A 16,860-nucleotide genomic window follows, 5' to 3' on the forward strand; every position below is an offset into this window, starting at 1 on the left:
GATTACTCCACCTTACCCCCGCCCTTGGCCCGTGACTCCCGCCGTCCTTGGGGCTATCGAGCGCGCACGATGATAGAGACTGATCGGCAATCCGAGGAACGCGGCTGGGAAACGGCGAAGACGCTCGCCGAGGCCCTGCCCTATATCCAAGTTTATGACCGCGAGACCGTGGTCATCAAATACGGCGGCCACGCCATGGGCGAGAGCGCCGTGGCCAAGCAGTTCGCCGCCGACGTGGTGCTGTTGAAACTGATGGGCGTGAACCCCGTGGTGGTCCACGGCGGCGGCCCGCAGATCAGCGCCATGCTGGACAAGGCGGGCGTGAAGTCGGCCTTTGTCGACGGCCTGCGCGTGACGGACAAGGACACCATGTCGGTGGCAGAGATGGTTCTGTCCGGCGCCGTGAACAAAGAGATCGCCCACTGGATCACCGTCGCCGGCAAGGAAGCCGACGTGCGCGGCGTCGGCCTGTCGGGCAAGGACGCCGGTCTGCTGACGGTCGAAAAGACCAAGCGCACCAAGCGCGACCCCGACAGCATGATCGAACACGAGGTCGACCTGGGTTTCGTCGGCGAGCCGACCAAGGTCGATCCCAAGCTGATCAAGGGCCTGATCGCCTCGGAGACCGAGGACTGGGTGCCGGTCATCGCCCCGATCGGCGTGGCGGAAGACGGCCAGACCTATAACGTCAACGCCGACACCGTGGCCGGGGCCGTCGCGGGCGCCCTGCACGCCAAGCGGATGCTGCTGCTGACCGACGTGCCGGGGGTCAAGGGCGCCGACGGCGAGATCATCCGCCAGATGACGCTGGACGAGGCGCAAGGCCTGATCGACGACGGCGTCGCCACCGGCGGCATGATCCCCAAGCTGGAGACGGCCATGGCCGCCATCCGCGCGGGCGTCGAGGCCGTGGTCATCCTGGACGGGCGTCGTCCCCACGCCATGCTGGTCGAGCTGTTCACCGAGCATGGCGCCGGCACCCTGGTCAGACGGAAGTGACGGGTTCGGCGTCGAAGACGGCGCCTGAAACCGCGCCTACTGAAATCGGCGCGGACCTGCGCCATGTGCGGTCCTGGGTCTTCGACCTGGACAACACCCTGTACCCGCCGGAGACGCAGTTCCTGCGTCAGGTGGAGCAGCGCATCAACCAGTATGTCGTGCGCACCTCGGGTCTGGAATCGGCCGAGGCCCTGTCGGTGCAGCGCGGCTATCTGCACGACTACGGCACCTCCCTGGCCGGGCTGATGATGCACTATGAGATCGACCCGCATCACTTCCTGGCCGAAGTGCATGACGTGCCGCTGGACGTGCTGACGCCCGACCCCGGTCTTCATGCGGCGCTGGAGCGGCTGAACGGTCCGCGCCTGATCTTCACCAACGGCTCTGCCGGTCACGCCGAACGGGTGATGGAGAAGCTGGAGCTGACGCCCTTCTTCGACGGGGTGTTCGCCCTGGAAGACGCCGACCTGATCCCCAAGCCGGACCCGCGCACCTTCCACAAGATGCTGGCGCGCTTCGGCGTCGATCCGGCCACGGCCTGCTTCTTCGAGGACACGCCCAAGAACCTGGAGCCGGCGCGCGACCTGGGCATGACCACCGTCCTGGTCGGAACCAAGGCCCTCACCGCCGAGGGCGACCATATCCAACACCGGGCCGCCTCCCTCGGCCCCTTCCTGACCACCGCCATGCTGGACGGAGATCCGCAATGACCGACCTGACCCACCTGGAATCCGTCATCGAGGCCGCCTGGGAAGCCCGCGCCGAAGTCTCCGCCGCCACGCGCGGCGAGGTGCGCGACGCCGTCGACACTGCCCTGGCCCTGCTCGACTCCGGCCAGGCGCGCGTCGCCTCGCGCGGCGATGACGGCGTGTGGAGCACGCACCAGTGGCTGAAGAAGGCGGTGCTGCTGTCCTTCCGCCTGAACGACAACGTCATCATGCGCGCGGGCCACGCCGCCACCCTGCCGCTGTCGGCCGATCAGCCGGTCGCCGTCGGCCCCTTCTGGGACAAGGTGCCCAACAAGTTCGGCGACTGGAGCGCCGCCGACTATCAGGCCGCCGGCTTCCGCTCGGTGCCGGGCGCGATCGTTCGTCGCGGCGCCTATGTCGGCAAGAACGTGGTGCTGATGCCGTCCTTCGTGAACATCGGCGCCTATGTCGATGAAGGCTCGATGGTCGACGCCTGGGCCACGGTCGGCTCGTGCGCCCAGATCGGCAAGAACGTCCACCTGTCGGGCGGCGCGGGCATCGGCGGCGTGCTGGAGCCGCTTCAGGCCAACCCCACCATCATCGAGGACGGCTGCTTCATCGGCGCCCGCGCCGAGGTGGCCGAGGGCGTCATCGTCCGCGAAGGCGCGGTCCTGGCCATGGGCGTCTATCTGTCGGCCTCGACCAAGATCGTCGACCGCGCCACCGGCGAGATCTTCCGCGGCGAGGTCCCGGCCTATTCCGTCGTGGTGCCGGGCGCCCTGCCCGACCCGAACGGCGGCCCGTCGCTGTATTGCGCCGTCATCGTCAAGCGCGTCGACGCCCAGACCCGCGCCAAGACCGGCGTGAACGAGCTGCTGCGCGACTGACGGCACGACGTTTTTTCGCTCGCCTTCCGGATCGCTCAAGGGCCTAATACGCCCCAGGGATCGGGAGGAGGCGGAAGATGAAGCGGTTGCGCTGGCGCCGGGCGGCGGTGTCGATCGGAGCCTTGAGCCTGCTGGCCTTTCCCCTGGCCGCCTGTGGAGGCGGCGGGGGCGGGGCCGGCGGCGGGATCGTGACGCCGCCACCTCCCCCGCCGCCGCCGCCTCCACCCCCGCCCTATCCGCCGCTCGATGGGAGCCCTTCCGAGAATTCGGCGGAGTTTCACCGGAACTACGGGGTCTTCAACACCACCGCAGCAGCCGCCTGGCAGCAAGGCGCCACGGGCAAAGGCGTCACGGTGGCCGTCGTGGACAGCGGCATCCAGATGAACCACCCGGACCTGGGGACGAACATCTCGCCCCTGTCGACGGACATCGTTGCAGGACGCGATCAGCGCGAAGGCACAGACCGCCACGGCACGCGCGTCGCCAGCGTGATCGCCGCGCCGTACAATGACTTCGGCACGGTGGGGATCGCCTTCAACAGCACCATCCTGTCGATCCGCGCCGACATCAGCGACTGTCAGGATGTGGACGACGATATCTGCTTCCGCAGTTCAGACTTGGCCAATTCGATCAACTACGCCGTTCGCAACGGCGCCCGGATCATCAACCTGTCACTCGGCGGGGAAGACCCCATGGGGCCCCTGTTCGAGAACGCACTGCAGAACGCAATCAGCCAGGGCGTCATCTTCGCCGTCGCGTCCGGCAACGACAGCAAGGCCAATCCGGACTGGCCCGGCCGCTACGCCATCGACCCCCGCTTCATGGGCGGCATCATCGTGGTCGGAGCCCATAACAATCTGAACGAGATGGCGGACTTCTCCAACCGCGCCGGCGTCGCTCAGAACTGGTATCTGTCCGCCCCCGGCGCCGACGTCGTGGTGGACTGCGAGGACACCTCTTGCTGGCGCGTCAGCGGGACCTCTTTCTCCGCGCCTGCGGTGGCCGCCGCCATGGCCCTGCTGAAAGAGGCCTTCCCCAACCTTTCCGGCAAGGAGATCGTCGAGATCCTTCTGAGAACGGCCAATGAGGTCGGCGATGAAGGCACGGACATCGTCTACGGCCGCGGCCTGTTGAGCATCGTCCGCGCCTTCCATCCCGTAGGCGTCACCGCTGCGCCCATGGCGGCGGGCGGGCCGATGAGCATCGCCGTCGCGCCCGGCGCCCATGTGGGCGGACCGTTCGGGGACGCGATGGGCCGGACCGGGGCGCTGAACACCATCGCCTATGACGAGTATGAGCGGCTGTTCCGGGTCGACCTGGGCCTGGCCTACGGCCCGGCGCCGCGCCGCAGCTGGCAGCCGGAGACGCCGACGCCCATGCGCCAGTCGCAGGTGTCGATGGACGCGCCCGGCGGAACGCGGCTGGCCCTGGCCGCCGCCGTGCCCGTTGAACTGCCTGAGCCGGTCGTGGCGCGCTACGGCCCCTATGACGCGCCGTGGCTGGGCGACGAGCCGCGCAGCGAGGCCCTGTTCGACGTTCAGGCCGGGCGGCTGTCCTTCTCGGCCTGGCAGGGCCAGGGCGGGGCGCGCTCGCCGTTCCGCAGCGGGTCCGGCGACGGCTTCGTCGCGCTGAGCCAGGCGGATCACGCCCTGCGCGGGGCCCTGAACTTCGGCGCCCTGACCTTCAGCGCCGAGAGCGGATCGGGCGACCGGCGCGCGCCGCTGCGTCCGGTCGAGCGCGACGCCTCGACCTATGCCCGCGTCGGGCTGGACTGGCGCGCCGAGAACGGCGGCCAAGACCGAGGGGGACTGTCGTTCAGCCTGGGCGCCCTGGACGAGCGGATGGGGCCGCTGGGCGCCTATCTGCCGACGCAGTCGGACTTCGCCCTGCCTTCACGCACCCGTTTTGCGGCGGTTGGGGCGGACGTGGAGCTGGGACGCGGCTTCACCCTGTCGGGCGAGGCGGGCGTCGGCCGCACCGAGCTGGAGGGGCGGTTCCTGCATTTGTCGGCCCCGGCGCTCAGTTCGACGTGGCGCGCCTCGCTGCAGTCGGCCTGCCCGGCGTGGTCCTTCGCCAAGGCCCTGGGCTGCCGCAGCCTGACGTGGGAGGTTTCCCAGCCGCTGCGGATCGAGGACGGGACGTTCAGCGCCTGGCTGGCCGACGTGCCGCTGGACTATTTCGATCCGGTGACCTTCTCGGAGCGGCGCTTCTCGGCCGCGCCGTCGGGGCGGCAGATCGACTTCAGCGTGCGCAGCCTGCACGCCCTGCCCGGCGGCTCCTGGCTGCAACTGGAGGCCGTCGCCAGCCGCGAGGAGCAGCACCGCGCGGGCGCGCCGACCGGCTACGCCCTGCTGGGCAGCTGGCGGCGGGGGTTCTGAGCGGGGGTTATAGGGCGCAAGCAAAAAGGCCGGCGCTCGCTCGCCGGCCTTCCTGTTTCAGCCTGTGGCGTCGTGCTTAGGCGCGCTCGACGCACAGGGCCACCCCCATGCCGCCGCCGATGCACAGGGTCGCCAGGCCCTTCTTGGTGCCCGAGCGCTTCATCTCGTGCAGCAGGGTGGTCAGGACGCGCGCGCCCGAGGCGCCGACCGGGTGGCCGATGGCGATGGCGCCGCCGTTGACGTTGACCTTGGCCGGGTCGAGGCCCAACTCCTTGACCACGCACAGCGACTGGGCAGCGAAGGCTTCGTTGGATTCGATCAGATCCAGGTCGGCGACAGTCCAGCCCGCCTTCTCCAGCGCCTTCTTCGAAGCTGGGATCGGGCCGGTGCCCATGATGGCCGGGTCGACGCCCGCCGTGGCCCACGAGGCGATGCGGGCCAGCGGCTCCAGACCGCGCGCCTTGGCTTCATCGGCGCTCATCAGCACCAGCGCGGCGGCGCCGTCGTTGATGCCCGAGGCGTTTGCCGCCGTCACCGTGCCGTCCTTGACGAAGGCGGGCTTCAGCTTCTCCATCGCCTCGATGGTGGCGCCGTGGCGGATGTATTCGTCCTGGTCCACGACCACGTCGCCCTTGCGGGTCGAGATCGTGACGGGGACGATTTCGTCGGCGAACTTTCCGGCCTTCTGGGCGGCCTCGGCCTTGTTCTGCGAGGCGACGGCGAAGGCGTCCTGAGACGCGCGGTCGATCGACCATTTGGCGGCGATGTTCTCGGCCGTCTGGCCCATGTGGTAGCCGTGGAAGGCGTCGATCAGGCCGTCCTGCAGCATGCTGTCCTTGAAGGCCAGTTCGCCCATCTTCTGGCCGTTGCGCAGTTGGGCCGTATGCGGCGACTGGCTCATGCTCTCCTGGCCGCCCGCGACGACGATCTTGGCGTCGCCCTGCATGATCTGCTGATAGGCCAGGGCCACGGCGCGCAGGCCCGAGCCGCACAGCTGGTTCAGGCTCCAGGCCGGGGTTTCATTGGCCAGACCGGCGCCGATGGCGGCCTGACGCGCCGGGCCTTGGCCCGCGCCCGCCTGCAGCACCTGGCCCAGGATCACTTCATCCACATCAGCGGCGGCCACGCCTGCGCGCTCCAGCGCCGCCTTGATGGCGACCTCGCCCAGCTTGGAGGCCGGAAGGGTCGACAGGGCGCCGAGGAAGGAGCCGACCGGCGTGCGGGCGGCGGAGACGATGACGACGTCGGTCATTTTTATTCACTCCCTGGAGAAATTCTTTGCGCGAGGTTGTGCCGCATTCGCAGACGCACGTCACCTGTTGCGATGCAGCAATCAGCAAAACGTCATCGCCGCGCCGCACCATCCTCCGGGAACGATGCCCTGCGCCGTGCTTTCAGAAGGGGAAGGAGACGTGACCTTGCTGAAAGCCCCATCATGCTGAAAGCCCTCGCGCGTCGGATCTGCACCCCCGACGATCTGGACATGATCGAACACTATCAGACGCGGGCCGAGCGCCTGGCCGATCTGTGGGTGCACGTCGTGGGTCTGGCGCTGGCGGCGGCGGGCGGGGTGATCCTGGCCGTTCTGGCCAGCGTTTATGCAGGCGTTGGCGCGGCGGTCTCGACGGCGATCTACGCCCTGTGTCTGGTGGCCATGCTGACGGCCTCAACCGTCTACAACCTGACCCACCCGTGCGCGGCGCGGCCGGTGCTGCGGCGGTTGGACGAGGCGGCCATCTTCTTGATGATCGCGGGCAGCTACACCCCCTTCACCGCCGTGAGATTCGAGGGCGCATGGTCCGTCGGCTTCACCCTGGCGGTGTGGACGATGGCCATCGTCGGGGCGGGCGTGAAGATGCTGGCCCCGCGCCTGTCCGACGCCTTCTGGAGCGTGATCTACGTCCTGTTCGGCTGGGTGGCGGTGTTCGCGCTGAAGCCGATGATCGAGACGGTGCATCCGCTGGCGCTGGGCCTGCTGGTCGCGGGCGGGCTGATCTATACGGCCGGGGTCTTCGTCTTCATCCGCCAGAAGGTGAAGTTCCGGCGCGCCATCTGGCACGGCTTCGTCGTCACCGGTGCGGGCGTGCACTGGGCCGCCATCCTGATCGGCGTGGTGCTGGTCCAGGGCTGAGCGCCCACACCCAACAGGCCCTGCGCCAAAGACGGGACTCGCCTTCGCGCGCGCAATGCGGGATGCTTGGGCGTTGCAACATCGCGAGAACAAGCGTGGCCGACAAGAAATCCGAGGGCGGAAAAACCCGTGACGGCATGGTCGTCATCAAGAAGTATGCGAACCGGCGGCTCTATAACACCGCCACCAGCGCCTATGTGACGCTGGACGATCTGGCCCGCATGGTGCGCGAGGGCGTGGAGTTCGTCGTCTATGACGCCAAGACCAATGACGATCTGACGCGCCAGATCCTGACCCAGATCATCTTCGAGGAAGAAAGCCGGGGCGAGGCCCTGCTGCCGGTGCAGTTCCTGCGCCAGCTGATCGGCTTCTACGGCAACTCCATGCAGGGCGTCCTGCCGTCCTATCTGGAGATGTCGCTGGACACCTTCACGCGCCAGCAGGAACAGTTGCGCGGTCAGTTCACGCGCGCCTTCGCCGCTGCGCCCGGCGGCAATCTGATGGAAGAGGCCGTGCGTCAGAACATGGCCATGTTCGAGCGCGCCATGCGGATGTTCCCCGGCTTCGCCCACGCCCGCCCGGAAGGCGAGACGCCCGAAGCCCCCGCTCCTGCGGCTGAACCCAAGGCGGCCGAATCTGCGGCCGGGGGCGCGGCTCTGGACGAGATGCGCCGTCAGATGGACGAGATGCGGGCCCAGATCGACCGCCTCGCCCAGTCCAAGGGCTGAGGCCGACGTGACGGACGAGATCCGTCCCATCGGCGCGTCGGGGCCGCTGAACGACCCTGTCGTGGACGACCGCCGCGAAGGCGACCGCCGCCATCGCGAGCGGCGGCGTGCGCGCGCCCTGGTCCCGACCGAGACCGATACGTCGGAAGAGGCGGCCGATCCTGCCGCCTCCTCGGCAAAGCCTGCCGTCACGCCGCCCCCGCCGCCCGCCGCCTTCGCCGCCCAGGTGCTGGGCCAGTCGGGGCAGAAGCGCGGATTGAAGGGCGGGACGCCGGTGCTGGATGCGGCGCGCACCACCTATCTGGGCCGGGAATATTCGGGGCGGCATGACCGGCGCCCCTCGCCGGGACGATCGCGCAAGACCGAGATCTGACGCCGACTGGCGCCCGACTTGCGTAGACGAAGGCTCAACCGTCTTCGGATCGCGCCATGCCCGCCGTTTTCAGCCTTACCGCTCGCCTGTTCGACGTGACCGTGGTGGCCGTGATCTTTCTGGCGTTCAGCTAAGGGGCTCCTACCCTCTGCCGTCATCCTCGGGCTTGACCCGAGGATCCAGCGCAGCGGCGTCCTCACTCTCGACTGTTAAGCAGGCGGACAACTGGATCCTCGGGTCAAGCCCGAGGATGACGGCGTGGAATGGAGCGGCTACGCTGTATGGCCGTTCTCAGAACTCGCTGACGTCCCCCGGACGGCGCGAGCGGGACTTCAGCCACATCACGCCCAGCAGGTCCGAGAAGGACGCCCGCAGCCGTCCCCAGTTGGTGTATTTCGAGCGGCCCGTCTCGCGATGACGGTGATCGACGTCGAGGTAGCGGTTCTCATACCCTTCGCGGATCATCAGGGCGGGCAGGTAGCGGTGGATGTGATCGAAGTAGGGCAGCCGCAGGAAGACGTCGCGGCGGAACGCCTTCAGCCCGCAGCCCGTATCGTCGGCGTCGTCGCCCAGCAGCTTCTTGCGGATGCGGTTGGCCCACAAGGACGCTTGGCGCTTGGCGTTGGTGTCCTGGCGCTTGGCGCGCACGCCGCCGACCAGGGCGACGCTGGGCGGGGCCGCCAGCAGGGCGTCGGCCAGACGCGGCGCATCGGCGGGCGGGTTCTGGCCATCGCCGTCCAGCGTCACCACGATCGGCGCCCGCGCGGCAAGGACGCCGGTGCGCACCGCACGGCTCTGCCCAGCGTTGGTTCCGTGCGACAGCACCCGCAGGGCGGGCAGCTCGGCCATCGCCGCCTGCAGCTCGGCCAGGGTCGTGTCCCGGCTGGCGTCGTTGACGAAGATCATCTCATAGGACCGCCCGGCGAAGGCCTCGGCGATTTCACGGGCCAGGGGCACGGCGGCGCCGGATTCATCATGCACGGGCACGACGACGGAAATGTCGGGCGAGGAAGCAGAGCGGTCGATCATCGACGCTCTTTAGCGCAGGCCGCGCCTCGGCGAAACGGCGCGTCCACAGCCGGTGAAGAAGGTGAAGCTTCCGGGCGACGCATCGGGCATGATACGACAGCGGCATGAACCGCCCGAACCTCGATCATTACATCGCCGACTGGCGCGGCCCTGTTCTTGCGGCCCTGCTGGCCCTGATCGCCGGCCTGCCCAGCCTGATGCTGTTGCCGCCGCTGGACCGGGACGAGAGCCGTTTCGCCCAGGCGACCGCCCAGATGCTGGAGGGCGGCGACTATGTCGACATCCGCTTCCAGGACGATCCGCGCTGGAAGAAGCCCATCGGCATCTACTGGATGCAGGCGGCGGCCGTGGCCGCGACCTCGGACGTCGAGGACCGGAATATCCAGCCCTATCGCCTGCCGTCGCTGCTGGGCGCCATGCTGGCGGCCTGGGCCTTAGCCTGGGCGGGCGCGGCCCTGTTCGGCAACAGGGCGGGCTTCCTGGCGGGCGCCATGCTGGGCGCGACCTTCCTGCTTTCGACTGAGGCGGGCATCGCCAAGACCGACGCCATGCTGGCGGGCCTGACCACGCTGTCGATGGCCGCGCTGGCGCGCATCTACATGTCCACGCGGGCGGGCGAGAAGGCGAACCGGCTGCACAAGCTGCTGTTCTGGGCGGGCATCGGCCTGTCCATCCTGATCAAGGGTCCGATCGGCCTGCTGGTCGTGGCCCTGACCATCATCGCCCTGTCGCTCTGGGACCGGAACATCAAGTGGCTGGGTCAGCTGGGCTGGGGCTGGGGCCTGCCGCTAGTGGCGCTGCTGGTGGGGCCGTGGGCCATCGCCATCACCATCGCCACCGACGGCGGTTTCTGGCGCGAGGCCATCGGCGGCGATCTGGCGCCCAAGATCGCGGGCGCGCACGAAAGCCACGGCGGCTTCCCCGGCATGTATGTGCTGCTGTCGCCGCTGCTGCTATTCCCCGTCACCCTGATGCTGCCCGCCGCCCTGTCGACGGGCTGGAGCCGCCGGGCCGAGCCCGCCATCCGCTTCGCCGTCTGCTGGCTGGTCCCGGCCTGGCTGATGTTCGAACTGGCGCCGACCAAGCTGTGGCACTACACCCTGCCGACGTTCGGGGCGATCGCCCTGCTGGCCGCCGCCGCCCTGACCCAGCCGATCGGCAAGGTCTCGCGCGTGACAGGCGCGCTGCTGGGCCTGTTCGCGGCCGTGGTCATCTGCCTGATCACCGTCTACGGCCTGACCGAGTTCGGCCGTTCGACCGCCCAGACCTGGGCCACCGTCACCATCGTCTTCGCCGTCATGGCCGCCGCGATCGGCGGCTTCCTGCTGGTCAACCGTGCGGCGATCACCGGGGTGCTGATCGCCATCGTCTTCGGCGTTCTGGCCCACGCGGGTCTGGCCGGGACCATCCGTCAGCTGCGCCCGCTGTCGATCGCGCCGCGCCTGGTCCAGACGCTGGAATCGGCCGAGCTGAGCCCGGCCCAGGGCCGCTATCCGGGGCCGGTGGCCATCACCACCTTCCATGAGCCCAGCTTCGTCTTCCTGACCGGCAAGGACACCCAGCTGACCGACGGCGCGGGCGCCGCGCGCGCCCTGGCCGAGGGCCGCCCGGCCATCGTCGAGGCGGGCGACGACGAAGCCTTCCGCCGCGCCCTGGCCGATCTGGGCGCCGCCGGGCGGGCCGTCGGCGTCGTCAGCGGCCACAACTATTCCTCGGGCGACGACGTGCGCCTGACCGTCTACGCCCCCGCAGGATCGGGCCAGCGGAGCGCCAATCAAAGGAGCACGGGCCGATGAGCCGCTTCATTCAGATCGTCGAGGTCGGCCCGCGCGACGGCCTGCAGAACGAGAAGGCGGTGCTGGAGCCCGCCGTTCGCGCCGATTTCGTCCAGCGGCTAGAGGCGGCCGGGGCGAAGCGCATCGAGGCCGTCAGCTTCGTCCATCCCAAATACGTGCCCCAGATGGCGGGCGCCGAAGAGGTCATGGCCGCCCTGCCCCGCGTCGAGGGCCACAGCCGCATCGGCCTCGTCCTGAACGGCAAGGGCTATGACCGCGCGCTCGGCACGGCGGTGGACGAGGTCAACGTCGCCATGTCCGTCACCGACGGCTTCGGCCTGAAGAACCAGGGCCTCAGCGTCGACCAGCAGGTGCAGATGCTGTCCGAGATTGTGGCGGGCCGCGCCAATGCGCCAAGCAGCATAGACGGCGCGCCGGGCGCCACGCCGAAGCTGTCGGCCACCCTGTCCTGCGTCTGGGGCTGCCCCTTCGACGGCGAGGTCTCGGTGCAGCAGGTCAGCGACCTGGTCGCCCGTATCGCCGCCCTGGGCGTCGAGGAGATCGCCCTTGCCGACACCATCGGCGTCGGCGATCCCTGGAGCGTGACGAAAAAGGTCGAGGCCGCCCGTCAGGCCGCGCCGGACGCGACCCTGCGCCTGCATTTCCACGACACTCGCAACACCGGCCTGGCCAACGCCTATGCCGGCGTCGAGGCGGGCGTGGACGTGCTGGACGCCTCGGTCGGCGGCATCGGCGGCTGCCCGTTTGCACCGGGCGCGACCGGCAACATCGCCACCGAGGATCTGGTCTACATGCTGGAGCGCGCGGGCTACGCGACCGGCTACGACCTGGACGCCCTGATCGACACGGCCCGCTGGATCGGCGATCAGATCGGCAAGCCCAACCCCAGCGCGCTCAGCCGCGCGGGGGGATGGTCGGCCTAGGGTCCGGACTCATTTGGCCCAGTAGCAGACGGCGGCGGCGATGAGGACGCCGGAGAGGTAGTTGGCGGCGAGTTTGTCGTATCGAGTGGCGACGCGACAATAGCCCTTGAGCCTGGCCCAGAGGCGCCCGACGGTGTTTCGCTGGCGATAGGCGACGACGTCGTAGGGGATGGGTTGCTTTCGCGACGCGGTCGTCGGGATGACGGCCTCACCGCGGTGCTCGTCCAGCCGCTTCCGAAGGTGGTCGGCGTCATAGCCGCGATCGGCCAGCAGCTTTCGGAACGGTCCAGCGGCCTCGATCAGGGCATGGGCCATGGTGATGTCGTTGGTGTTGCCGGCGCTGAGCAACAGCACGCGCGGCCGGTTGCAGCCGTCCACCAGCCCATGGATCTTGGTCGTCCGGCCGCCCCGTGACCGGCCTATGCTCTAGAGGAAGGCCCGCCTTTTGCGCCCGTCGCCGAGCGGTGAGCCTTGACCGAGGTCGAGTTGATGGCGGCGCTTGACTAGATGCCGGTGTGGTCGGTCAGAGCCTTGAAGATGTCATGCCAGACGCCCTGTCGTCTCCAGCGATTGAAGCGGTTGTAGACGGTCGTGTACGGATCCTAGCCGCCCTCTCTAGTATGCAGTTCAGGCGAAAAGCCTACCCCCACCGCCGCAACCCATCGCCCGACGATTCCCACGCTAGAGATCCCTGAGTGACCGCACAGCGATGCAGGAGACGCCGCGCCTTCGCGCTCCTCCCTTCATAATCTGACAAATTAATCGCGCCAAGAACTATACAAGGCGAAAATCGGAACCCCAAGACACGCTTGCTTCATCTGTTCAACCCTACATCAACCATTTAAAAGCTGATGAAAAACAAATGTTGCATTTTTGGGATATGGACCCTTGTCATGACCATATGGTCTAAGATTGCTTTCAAGACGTAGCATCTGGCCGCATCTGCTTGTCGTAGTTTTGTAAATTCGCGGAAGCGGAACAGGCTGAATTTTAATGTGGGCGAAACCGGAAACCGCCAAGTTCATTCTGGTCCCTTGAACAACCGTATCCTCTCTCGTTTGAAGGCGTTCTCTATGCATGCTGAAGTTCACGAACTGACCATCCGACCTGCCGCAGCCCGCAGGGCGAACACTGTCGTCGTGATGGCTGGCGGCTTCGGCAGCCGCTTAGGGGAATTAACGCGCCACGTACCCAAGCCTCTGATTCCGGTCGCTGGCCAGCCCATGCTTGAGCGGATCATTCACCGAATGAAACGCTACGGCCTGCACAGCTATGTTCTGACGACGCACTATCTGCCGGAGAAGATTCGCTCCCATTGCGGTGACGGCTCCAACTGGGGCATTCAGATTCGCTACGCTCATGAAGCGGTGCCGCTGGGCACCGCCGGCGGCCTGTCCCTGGTGGGGCCGGTGAACGACGCCCCCATGCTAGTCTGCAACGCCGACATCCTGACGGACATTGATTATGTTGCATTGTTGTCCTCGCACGAGAAACAGCGCGCCGACATGACGGTCGTGACGGTGCCGCATGAGGTCAGCGTCCCCTTCGGCGTGATCTCCGTGGACGATGCCGGGGAAATTCTCTCGGTGGTCGAAAAGCCCAGTTTCTCCTACCGTGTTAGCGCAGGAACCTATGTCATTAATCCGGAACTGCTGACGCTCATAACGGCAGGTGAGCGGATCGACATGCCCCAGTTAATGGACCGAGCCAAGAAGGCCGGCTATCTGGTCTGTGCCTACGAGTACGACGGTTTCTGGATGGATGTGGGGCGCCCTGGCGATCTTCAGCGCGCCACCGAGGAACTCAAGCCCGTAGAACGGACGGCCTGAGTCAGGGTCGCACTGCGACAGAGTATTGGCACACAAAAAGCGCCGTGGCGCTTTCTTTCCAGAACGCGACTGACGTAGATGGCAGGGTGTGACTGTAAAAGGGCAAGCCGTATGAACGCCAGATCGCCGATAATGGTCACCTTTATAGGCTTGGCCATGACGCTTGTTGGCTGCGCGGGGCTTCCAACTGATGGGCCATCTACCGGCGCCATCGTGTCCGGAAGCGATCTGCGCGTTAAGACGCTAACGCTGGCCGGGGTCCCGGAACAACGCGCGACTTTCGAGCTTCCGACGCCCCAAGCTTACGCTCCTGCACCGTCCATGGAACGCTTCATCGTCACCAGCGGCGACGTCCTGTCGATCGCCCTGTTCGAGGGCCTACCTGACGGCGTGTTTGCGACACCAGCCACAGGCGGCAGCGTCTTCCCTAATGTTCCCGTGCGCGAGGACGGCACGATCGCCCTTCCCTACGTCGGCGCGCTGCGCGTTGAGGGGCGCGATGTGGCTGCGGTTCGCCTCGACATACTCGCCCGCGTGCGCGGCTTCGCCACCCGCCCTGACGCCCTGGTTGAAATCACATCCCGCAATCGCGGCAGCGTCTCTGTGGCTGGGGCGGTCAAGACCCCAGGACGACTGACGATCGGTTCCGACATACTGACGGTGCAGGATGCATTATCCAAGGCTGGCGCGCCGTATGAGGCCCCCTTCACGGCCAATGTCATGATCCGCAAGGAAAGCAGCACCTCCCAGGCCACGCTAGCGCAGATTCTGGCCGGGCCGCCCTTGCCATTGAACGGCGACACCGACCTGATCATCACGGTGCAACCTGCCGTATTCCAAGCCATGGGAGCCGTCCGTCGCCAGGGCTCCCATCCCTTGACGACTGCCGAGGTCACACTTCTGAACGCCCTGTCTGAAGCTGGCGGATTAGACCCTATGCGAGCAAATTCACGCGGCGTGTTCGTCTTCCGGTCGCCCGACGTCGCCGACCCCGACCCGCGCCCCATCGTCTATCAGTTGGACATGCGCCAGCGTGACGCCTTCGCTATCGCGCAGCGTTTCCTGATTCGTCCAGGCGACACCCTGTACGTCACCGAAGCGCCGGTCGCCCAGTGGACCAAGATCCTGAGCGCTATCCAGGGCACGGTTGCGGTCGGCGCCAGTGCGGCGACGATCGAACGCCTGGCCAACTGATCCTGTCGATGGCCCCCGGACCACACACGTGCTGACCTTCGACAACGTTTCTTTTCCTGGAACGCAAAACCGCCCGATCTTCTCCGGGCTTTCGCTAAAGATCGGCCGACGCCGCGCCCTACTAATATCGGAACGCGACGACATTCCCGCCGGCTTCATCAATTTGGTCATCGGCTCGCGTCGACCAGAAAAGGGCTCCGTCCAACTGGACGGTCGTCCATCCTGGCCAATCGGTCAGAGCTTGATGCGGAGCACGTTGACCGGACGCGAGACCATCCGGTTCTTGGCCGACCTCTATAATCTTGATGAGCGAGTCTGCACCCGCGACGCTATCCGATGGTTTGGCGTTGAACGTATGGGGGCGGTGATGAATAGTTGGCCGACGGTCGACCGGCTCAAGTTCGAGCGGTTGGCTGTGCTCTGGCCTCAATTCGACGTCTATGTCGTATATGGCGCTGGGCCTAGTCGTGACGACGCCTTCGAGGCCGAATGGCTGGCGCGTTTCCAACAGAAGCTCGAGGGCCGCGGCCTGCTGGCGGTTGGACCGCCGCTGGAGCCTTGGAGTTGGATGTGCGACATAACCATTCTGCTGCGGCCTGATGAAGCCATATGCTACAGCGACGTCACCGACGCCCTGCTGGATGTGAAGCCCGCCGCAGCGGGCGAACTGCTGGAAGAGTCGAAACGGACCCTCAACGATGACGATGAACTCTTCTAGGCTGGATTTCGTCAATCGCCTTGACCTGTCAAAGGTCATCGACCCATTTCGGCGCAGTCGGGCCTGGACGCTGCTAGCCCTCACCACGGCCGCCGGCGTCTTGATCGGTCTGATCTACGCCTTGTTCCTGGCGCTTCCCCTCTATTCGTCGATCGCAACCGTGGTCGTTCGCGGCGGCACCGGCGAGATTTCGCCCAACGCCGCAGCTTCCATGGCGCGCCGCACCGCCGCGTCCGGCGACATGGTCGCCCTGCTCGATGGCTTTCTGATTCAGGATTATCTTCAATCTCCTGATGCGATGACGGCCATTGATCGCAAGATCGGCCTGTTCGCCCTCTTTCCTGGCGGAAGCGCGGATCCGCTCCACCCCCTACCCGCCAATCCAACCCCGGAAGAGAAACTCAAATTCTACCGTTCCGTGGTCAAGGTTCGTTATAGTCTGACGCGTCAGAACGTCGAGATCGAAGGCTGGGCCCGACGCGCGGACCACGCCGCTCGGATCACCCAGGCCACAGTCGAACTCTCCGAGGCCTTCATCAACCGCTACAACCAGCGGGTCCGGGGCGATCTGCTAAATTTCGCGGAGAAGGAAGTTCAGAACGCGGAATTGCGCGTTACCGCTTCGCAGGCAGAAATCCGCACTCTACGTAATACGACAGGCCGCCTCGATCCGGCGGCTGAAGCCACCCGCATCGGGGCGGTCATCCAACAACTGGAAATCCAACGCGCGTCCGCGGCGGCCGAACGCGCGGCCCTCCAAGCGTTGGGCGCGCCCACAGGGAGTCCCAAGATGGCCGAGTTGAACGCCCGAATCAGCACGCTCGACGGCTTTATCGAGGCGCAGCGCGATAATTTGGTAGGTTCGGCCAGCGCAATCTCGGGCAATATATCGGCCTTCGAGAACGCCAATAGTAACTTGGCGATGGCGCAGGAAAACCTCAAGGAAGCACGGTCGCAACTTGCTGATGCACGCATCAACGTCGCTCGGCAACAGCGCTATCTTTTGACGATAAGCTCCCCGACCACGCCGACGCAAAAGGCTTGGCCCCATATATGGATGGCCCTGCTCGCCGGCGCTGCCGTTGGATTGATCGCCGGTATGATCTGGCTTCTGTTCACCCGGGCATTCGGAGTCGACTGACCCTGAACGGGCGACCGGCTACAAGGCCCCCGGTCGCCCGTCGTC

At 66.7% G+C, this 16,860-nt stretch carries 16 protein-coding genes; 13 read left to right on the top strand and 3 right to left on the bottom strand.

Annotated features, from left to right (window positions below):
• The first annotated feature begins 69 nt into the window (after nt 1-69).
• From argB to AC3IPP_RS14345, 4 genes are all read left to right on the top strand, one after another.
• A complete protein-coding gene (argB, locus tag AC3IPP_RS14330) occupies nt 70-999 on the top strand; it encodes an acetylglutamate kinase (RefSeq protein WP_128720705.1) in 930 nt (309 codons plus the stop codon).
• Nucleotides 996-1,709 carry a pyrimidine 5'-nucleotidase gene (locus AC3IPP_RS14335; protein WP_489149456.1) on the top strand — a complete coding sequence of 238 codons (714 nt, stop codon included), beginning with the start codon at nt 996-998 and terminating at the stop codon, nt 1,707-1,709. The genes argB and AC3IPP_RS14335 overlap by 4 nt, the downstream gene beginning before the upstream one ends.
• On the top strand, nt 1,706-2,575 hold the full coding sequence (dapD, locus tag AC3IPP_RS14340) for a 2,3,4,5-tetrahydropyridine-2,6-dicarboxylate N-succinyltransferase (RefSeq protein ID WP_489149457.1): 870 nt from the start codon (nt 1,706-1,708) through the stop codon (nt 2,573-2,575). Before AC3IPP_RS14335 ends, dapD begins: the two co-directional genes overlap by 4 nt.
• 77 nt (nt 2,576-2,652) lie before the next feature.
• Nucleotides 2,653-4,953: a S8 family peptidase gene (locus tag AC3IPP_RS14345; protein WP_489149458.1), complete on the top strand. Its 2,301-nt coding sequence runs from the start codon at nt 2,653-2,655 to the stop codon at nt 4,951-4,953.
• Between the two features lie 76 nt (nt 4,954-5,029).
• Here AC3IPP_RS14345 and AC3IPP_RS14350 read toward each other — a convergent pair whose 3' ends face one another.
• Nucleotides 5,030-6,205, bottom strand: coding sequence for an acetyl-CoA C-acetyltransferase (locus tag AC3IPP_RS14350; RefSeq protein WP_489149459.1), 1,176 nt, complete (start codon nt 6,203-6,205; stop codon nt 5,030-5,032).
• Between the two features lie 183 nt (nt 6,206-6,388).
• Here AC3IPP_RS14350 and trhA point away from each other — a divergent pair, with 183 nt between their 5' ends.
• From trhA to AC3IPP_RS14365, 3 genes are all read left to right on the top strand, one after another.
• A complete protein-coding gene (trhA, locus tag AC3IPP_RS14355; protein WP_087141105.1) occupies nt 6,389-7,084 on the top strand; it encodes a PAQR family membrane homeostasis protein TrhA in 696 nt (231 codons plus the stop codon).
• Between the two features lie 137 nt (nt 7,085-7,221).
• Nucleotides 7,222-7,812: a polyhydroxyalkanoate synthesis repressor PhaR gene (phaR, locus tag AC3IPP_RS14360; RefSeq protein ID WP_489151070.1), complete on the top strand. Its 591-nt coding sequence runs from the start codon at nt 7,222-7,224 to the stop codon at nt 7,810-7,812.
• Nucleotides 7,813-7,819: 7 nt separating this feature from the next.
• A complete protein-coding gene (locus AC3IPP_RS14365) occupies nt 7,820-8,185 on the top strand; it encodes a hypothetical protein (RefSeq protein WP_128719461.1) in 366 nt (121 codons plus the stop codon).
• Nucleotides 8,186-8,476: 291 nt separating this feature from the next.
• On the opposite strand, the gene AC3IPP_RS14370 is transcribed toward AC3IPP_RS14365, so the two are convergent.
• A complete protein-coding gene (locus AC3IPP_RS14370; RefSeq protein ID WP_087141108.1) occupies nt 8,477-9,214 on the bottom strand; it encodes a glycosyltransferase family 2 protein in 738 nt (245 codons plus the stop codon).
• 104 nt (nt 9,215-9,318) lie between these two features.
• Here AC3IPP_RS14370 and AC3IPP_RS14375 point away from each other — a divergent pair, with 104 nt between their 5' ends.
• A complete protein-coding gene (locus AC3IPP_RS14375; RefSeq protein WP_489149460.1) occupies nt 9,319-11,010 on the top strand; it encodes a phospholipid carrier-dependent glycosyltransferase in 1,692 nt (563 codons plus the stop codon).
• Nucleotides 11,007-11,933, top strand: a complete 927-nt coding sequence (locus AC3IPP_RS14380) for a hydroxymethylglutaryl-CoA lyase (RefSeq protein WP_489149461.1) — start codon at nt 11,007-11,009, stop codon at nt 11,931-11,933. Before AC3IPP_RS14375 ends, AC3IPP_RS14380 begins: the two co-directional genes overlap by 4 nt.
• A gap of 9 nt (nt 11,934-11,942) precedes the next feature.
• On the opposite strand, the gene AC3IPP_RS14385 is transcribed toward AC3IPP_RS14380, so the two are convergent.
• On the bottom strand, nt 11,943-12,311 hold the full coding sequence (locus tag AC3IPP_RS14385; RefSeq protein ID WP_489177417.1) for a transposase: 369 nt from the start codon (nt 12,309-12,311) through the stop codon (nt 11,943-11,945).
• 656 nt (nt 12,312-12,967) lie between these two features.
• Between AC3IPP_RS14385 and AC3IPP_RS14390 the strand changes: the two genes are divergently transcribed.
• The 4 genes from AC3IPP_RS14390 to AC3IPP_RS14405 all read left to right on the top strand — a co-directional run bounded on the left by AC3IPP_RS14390 (nt 12,968) and on the right by AC3IPP_RS14405 (nt 16,815).
• Nucleotides 12,968-13,762: a nucleotidyltransferase family protein gene (locus AC3IPP_RS14390; RefSeq protein ID WP_489149462.1), complete on the top strand. Its 795-nt coding sequence runs from the start codon at nt 12,968-12,970 to the stop codon at nt 13,760-13,762.
• A 321-nt stretch (nt 13,763-14,083) separates the two neighbouring features.
• Complete coding sequence (locus AC3IPP_RS14395) at nt 14,084-14,956, top strand: polysaccharide biosynthesis/export family protein (protein WP_489149463.1); 873 nt, start codon at nt 14,084-14,086, stop codon at nt 14,954-14,956.
• Nucleotides 14,957-14,984: 28 nt separating this feature from the next.
• On the top strand, nt 14,985-15,674 hold the full coding sequence (locus tag AC3IPP_RS14400) for a hypothetical protein (protein WP_489149464.1): 690 nt from the start codon (nt 14,985-14,987) through the stop codon (nt 15,672-15,674).
• Nucleotides 15,655-16,815 (top strand): KpsE/RkpR family capsule polysaccharide export protein, encoded by a 1,161-nt coding sequence (locus AC3IPP_RS14405; protein ID WP_489149465.1) that lies wholly within the window; start codon nt 15,655-15,657, stop codon nt 16,813-16,815. Before AC3IPP_RS14400 ends, AC3IPP_RS14405 begins: the two co-directional genes overlap by 20 nt.
• Nucleotides 16,816-16,860: the final 45 nt, after the last annotated feature.

This window comes from Brevundimonas sp. KH_060, from assembly GCF_057838275.1.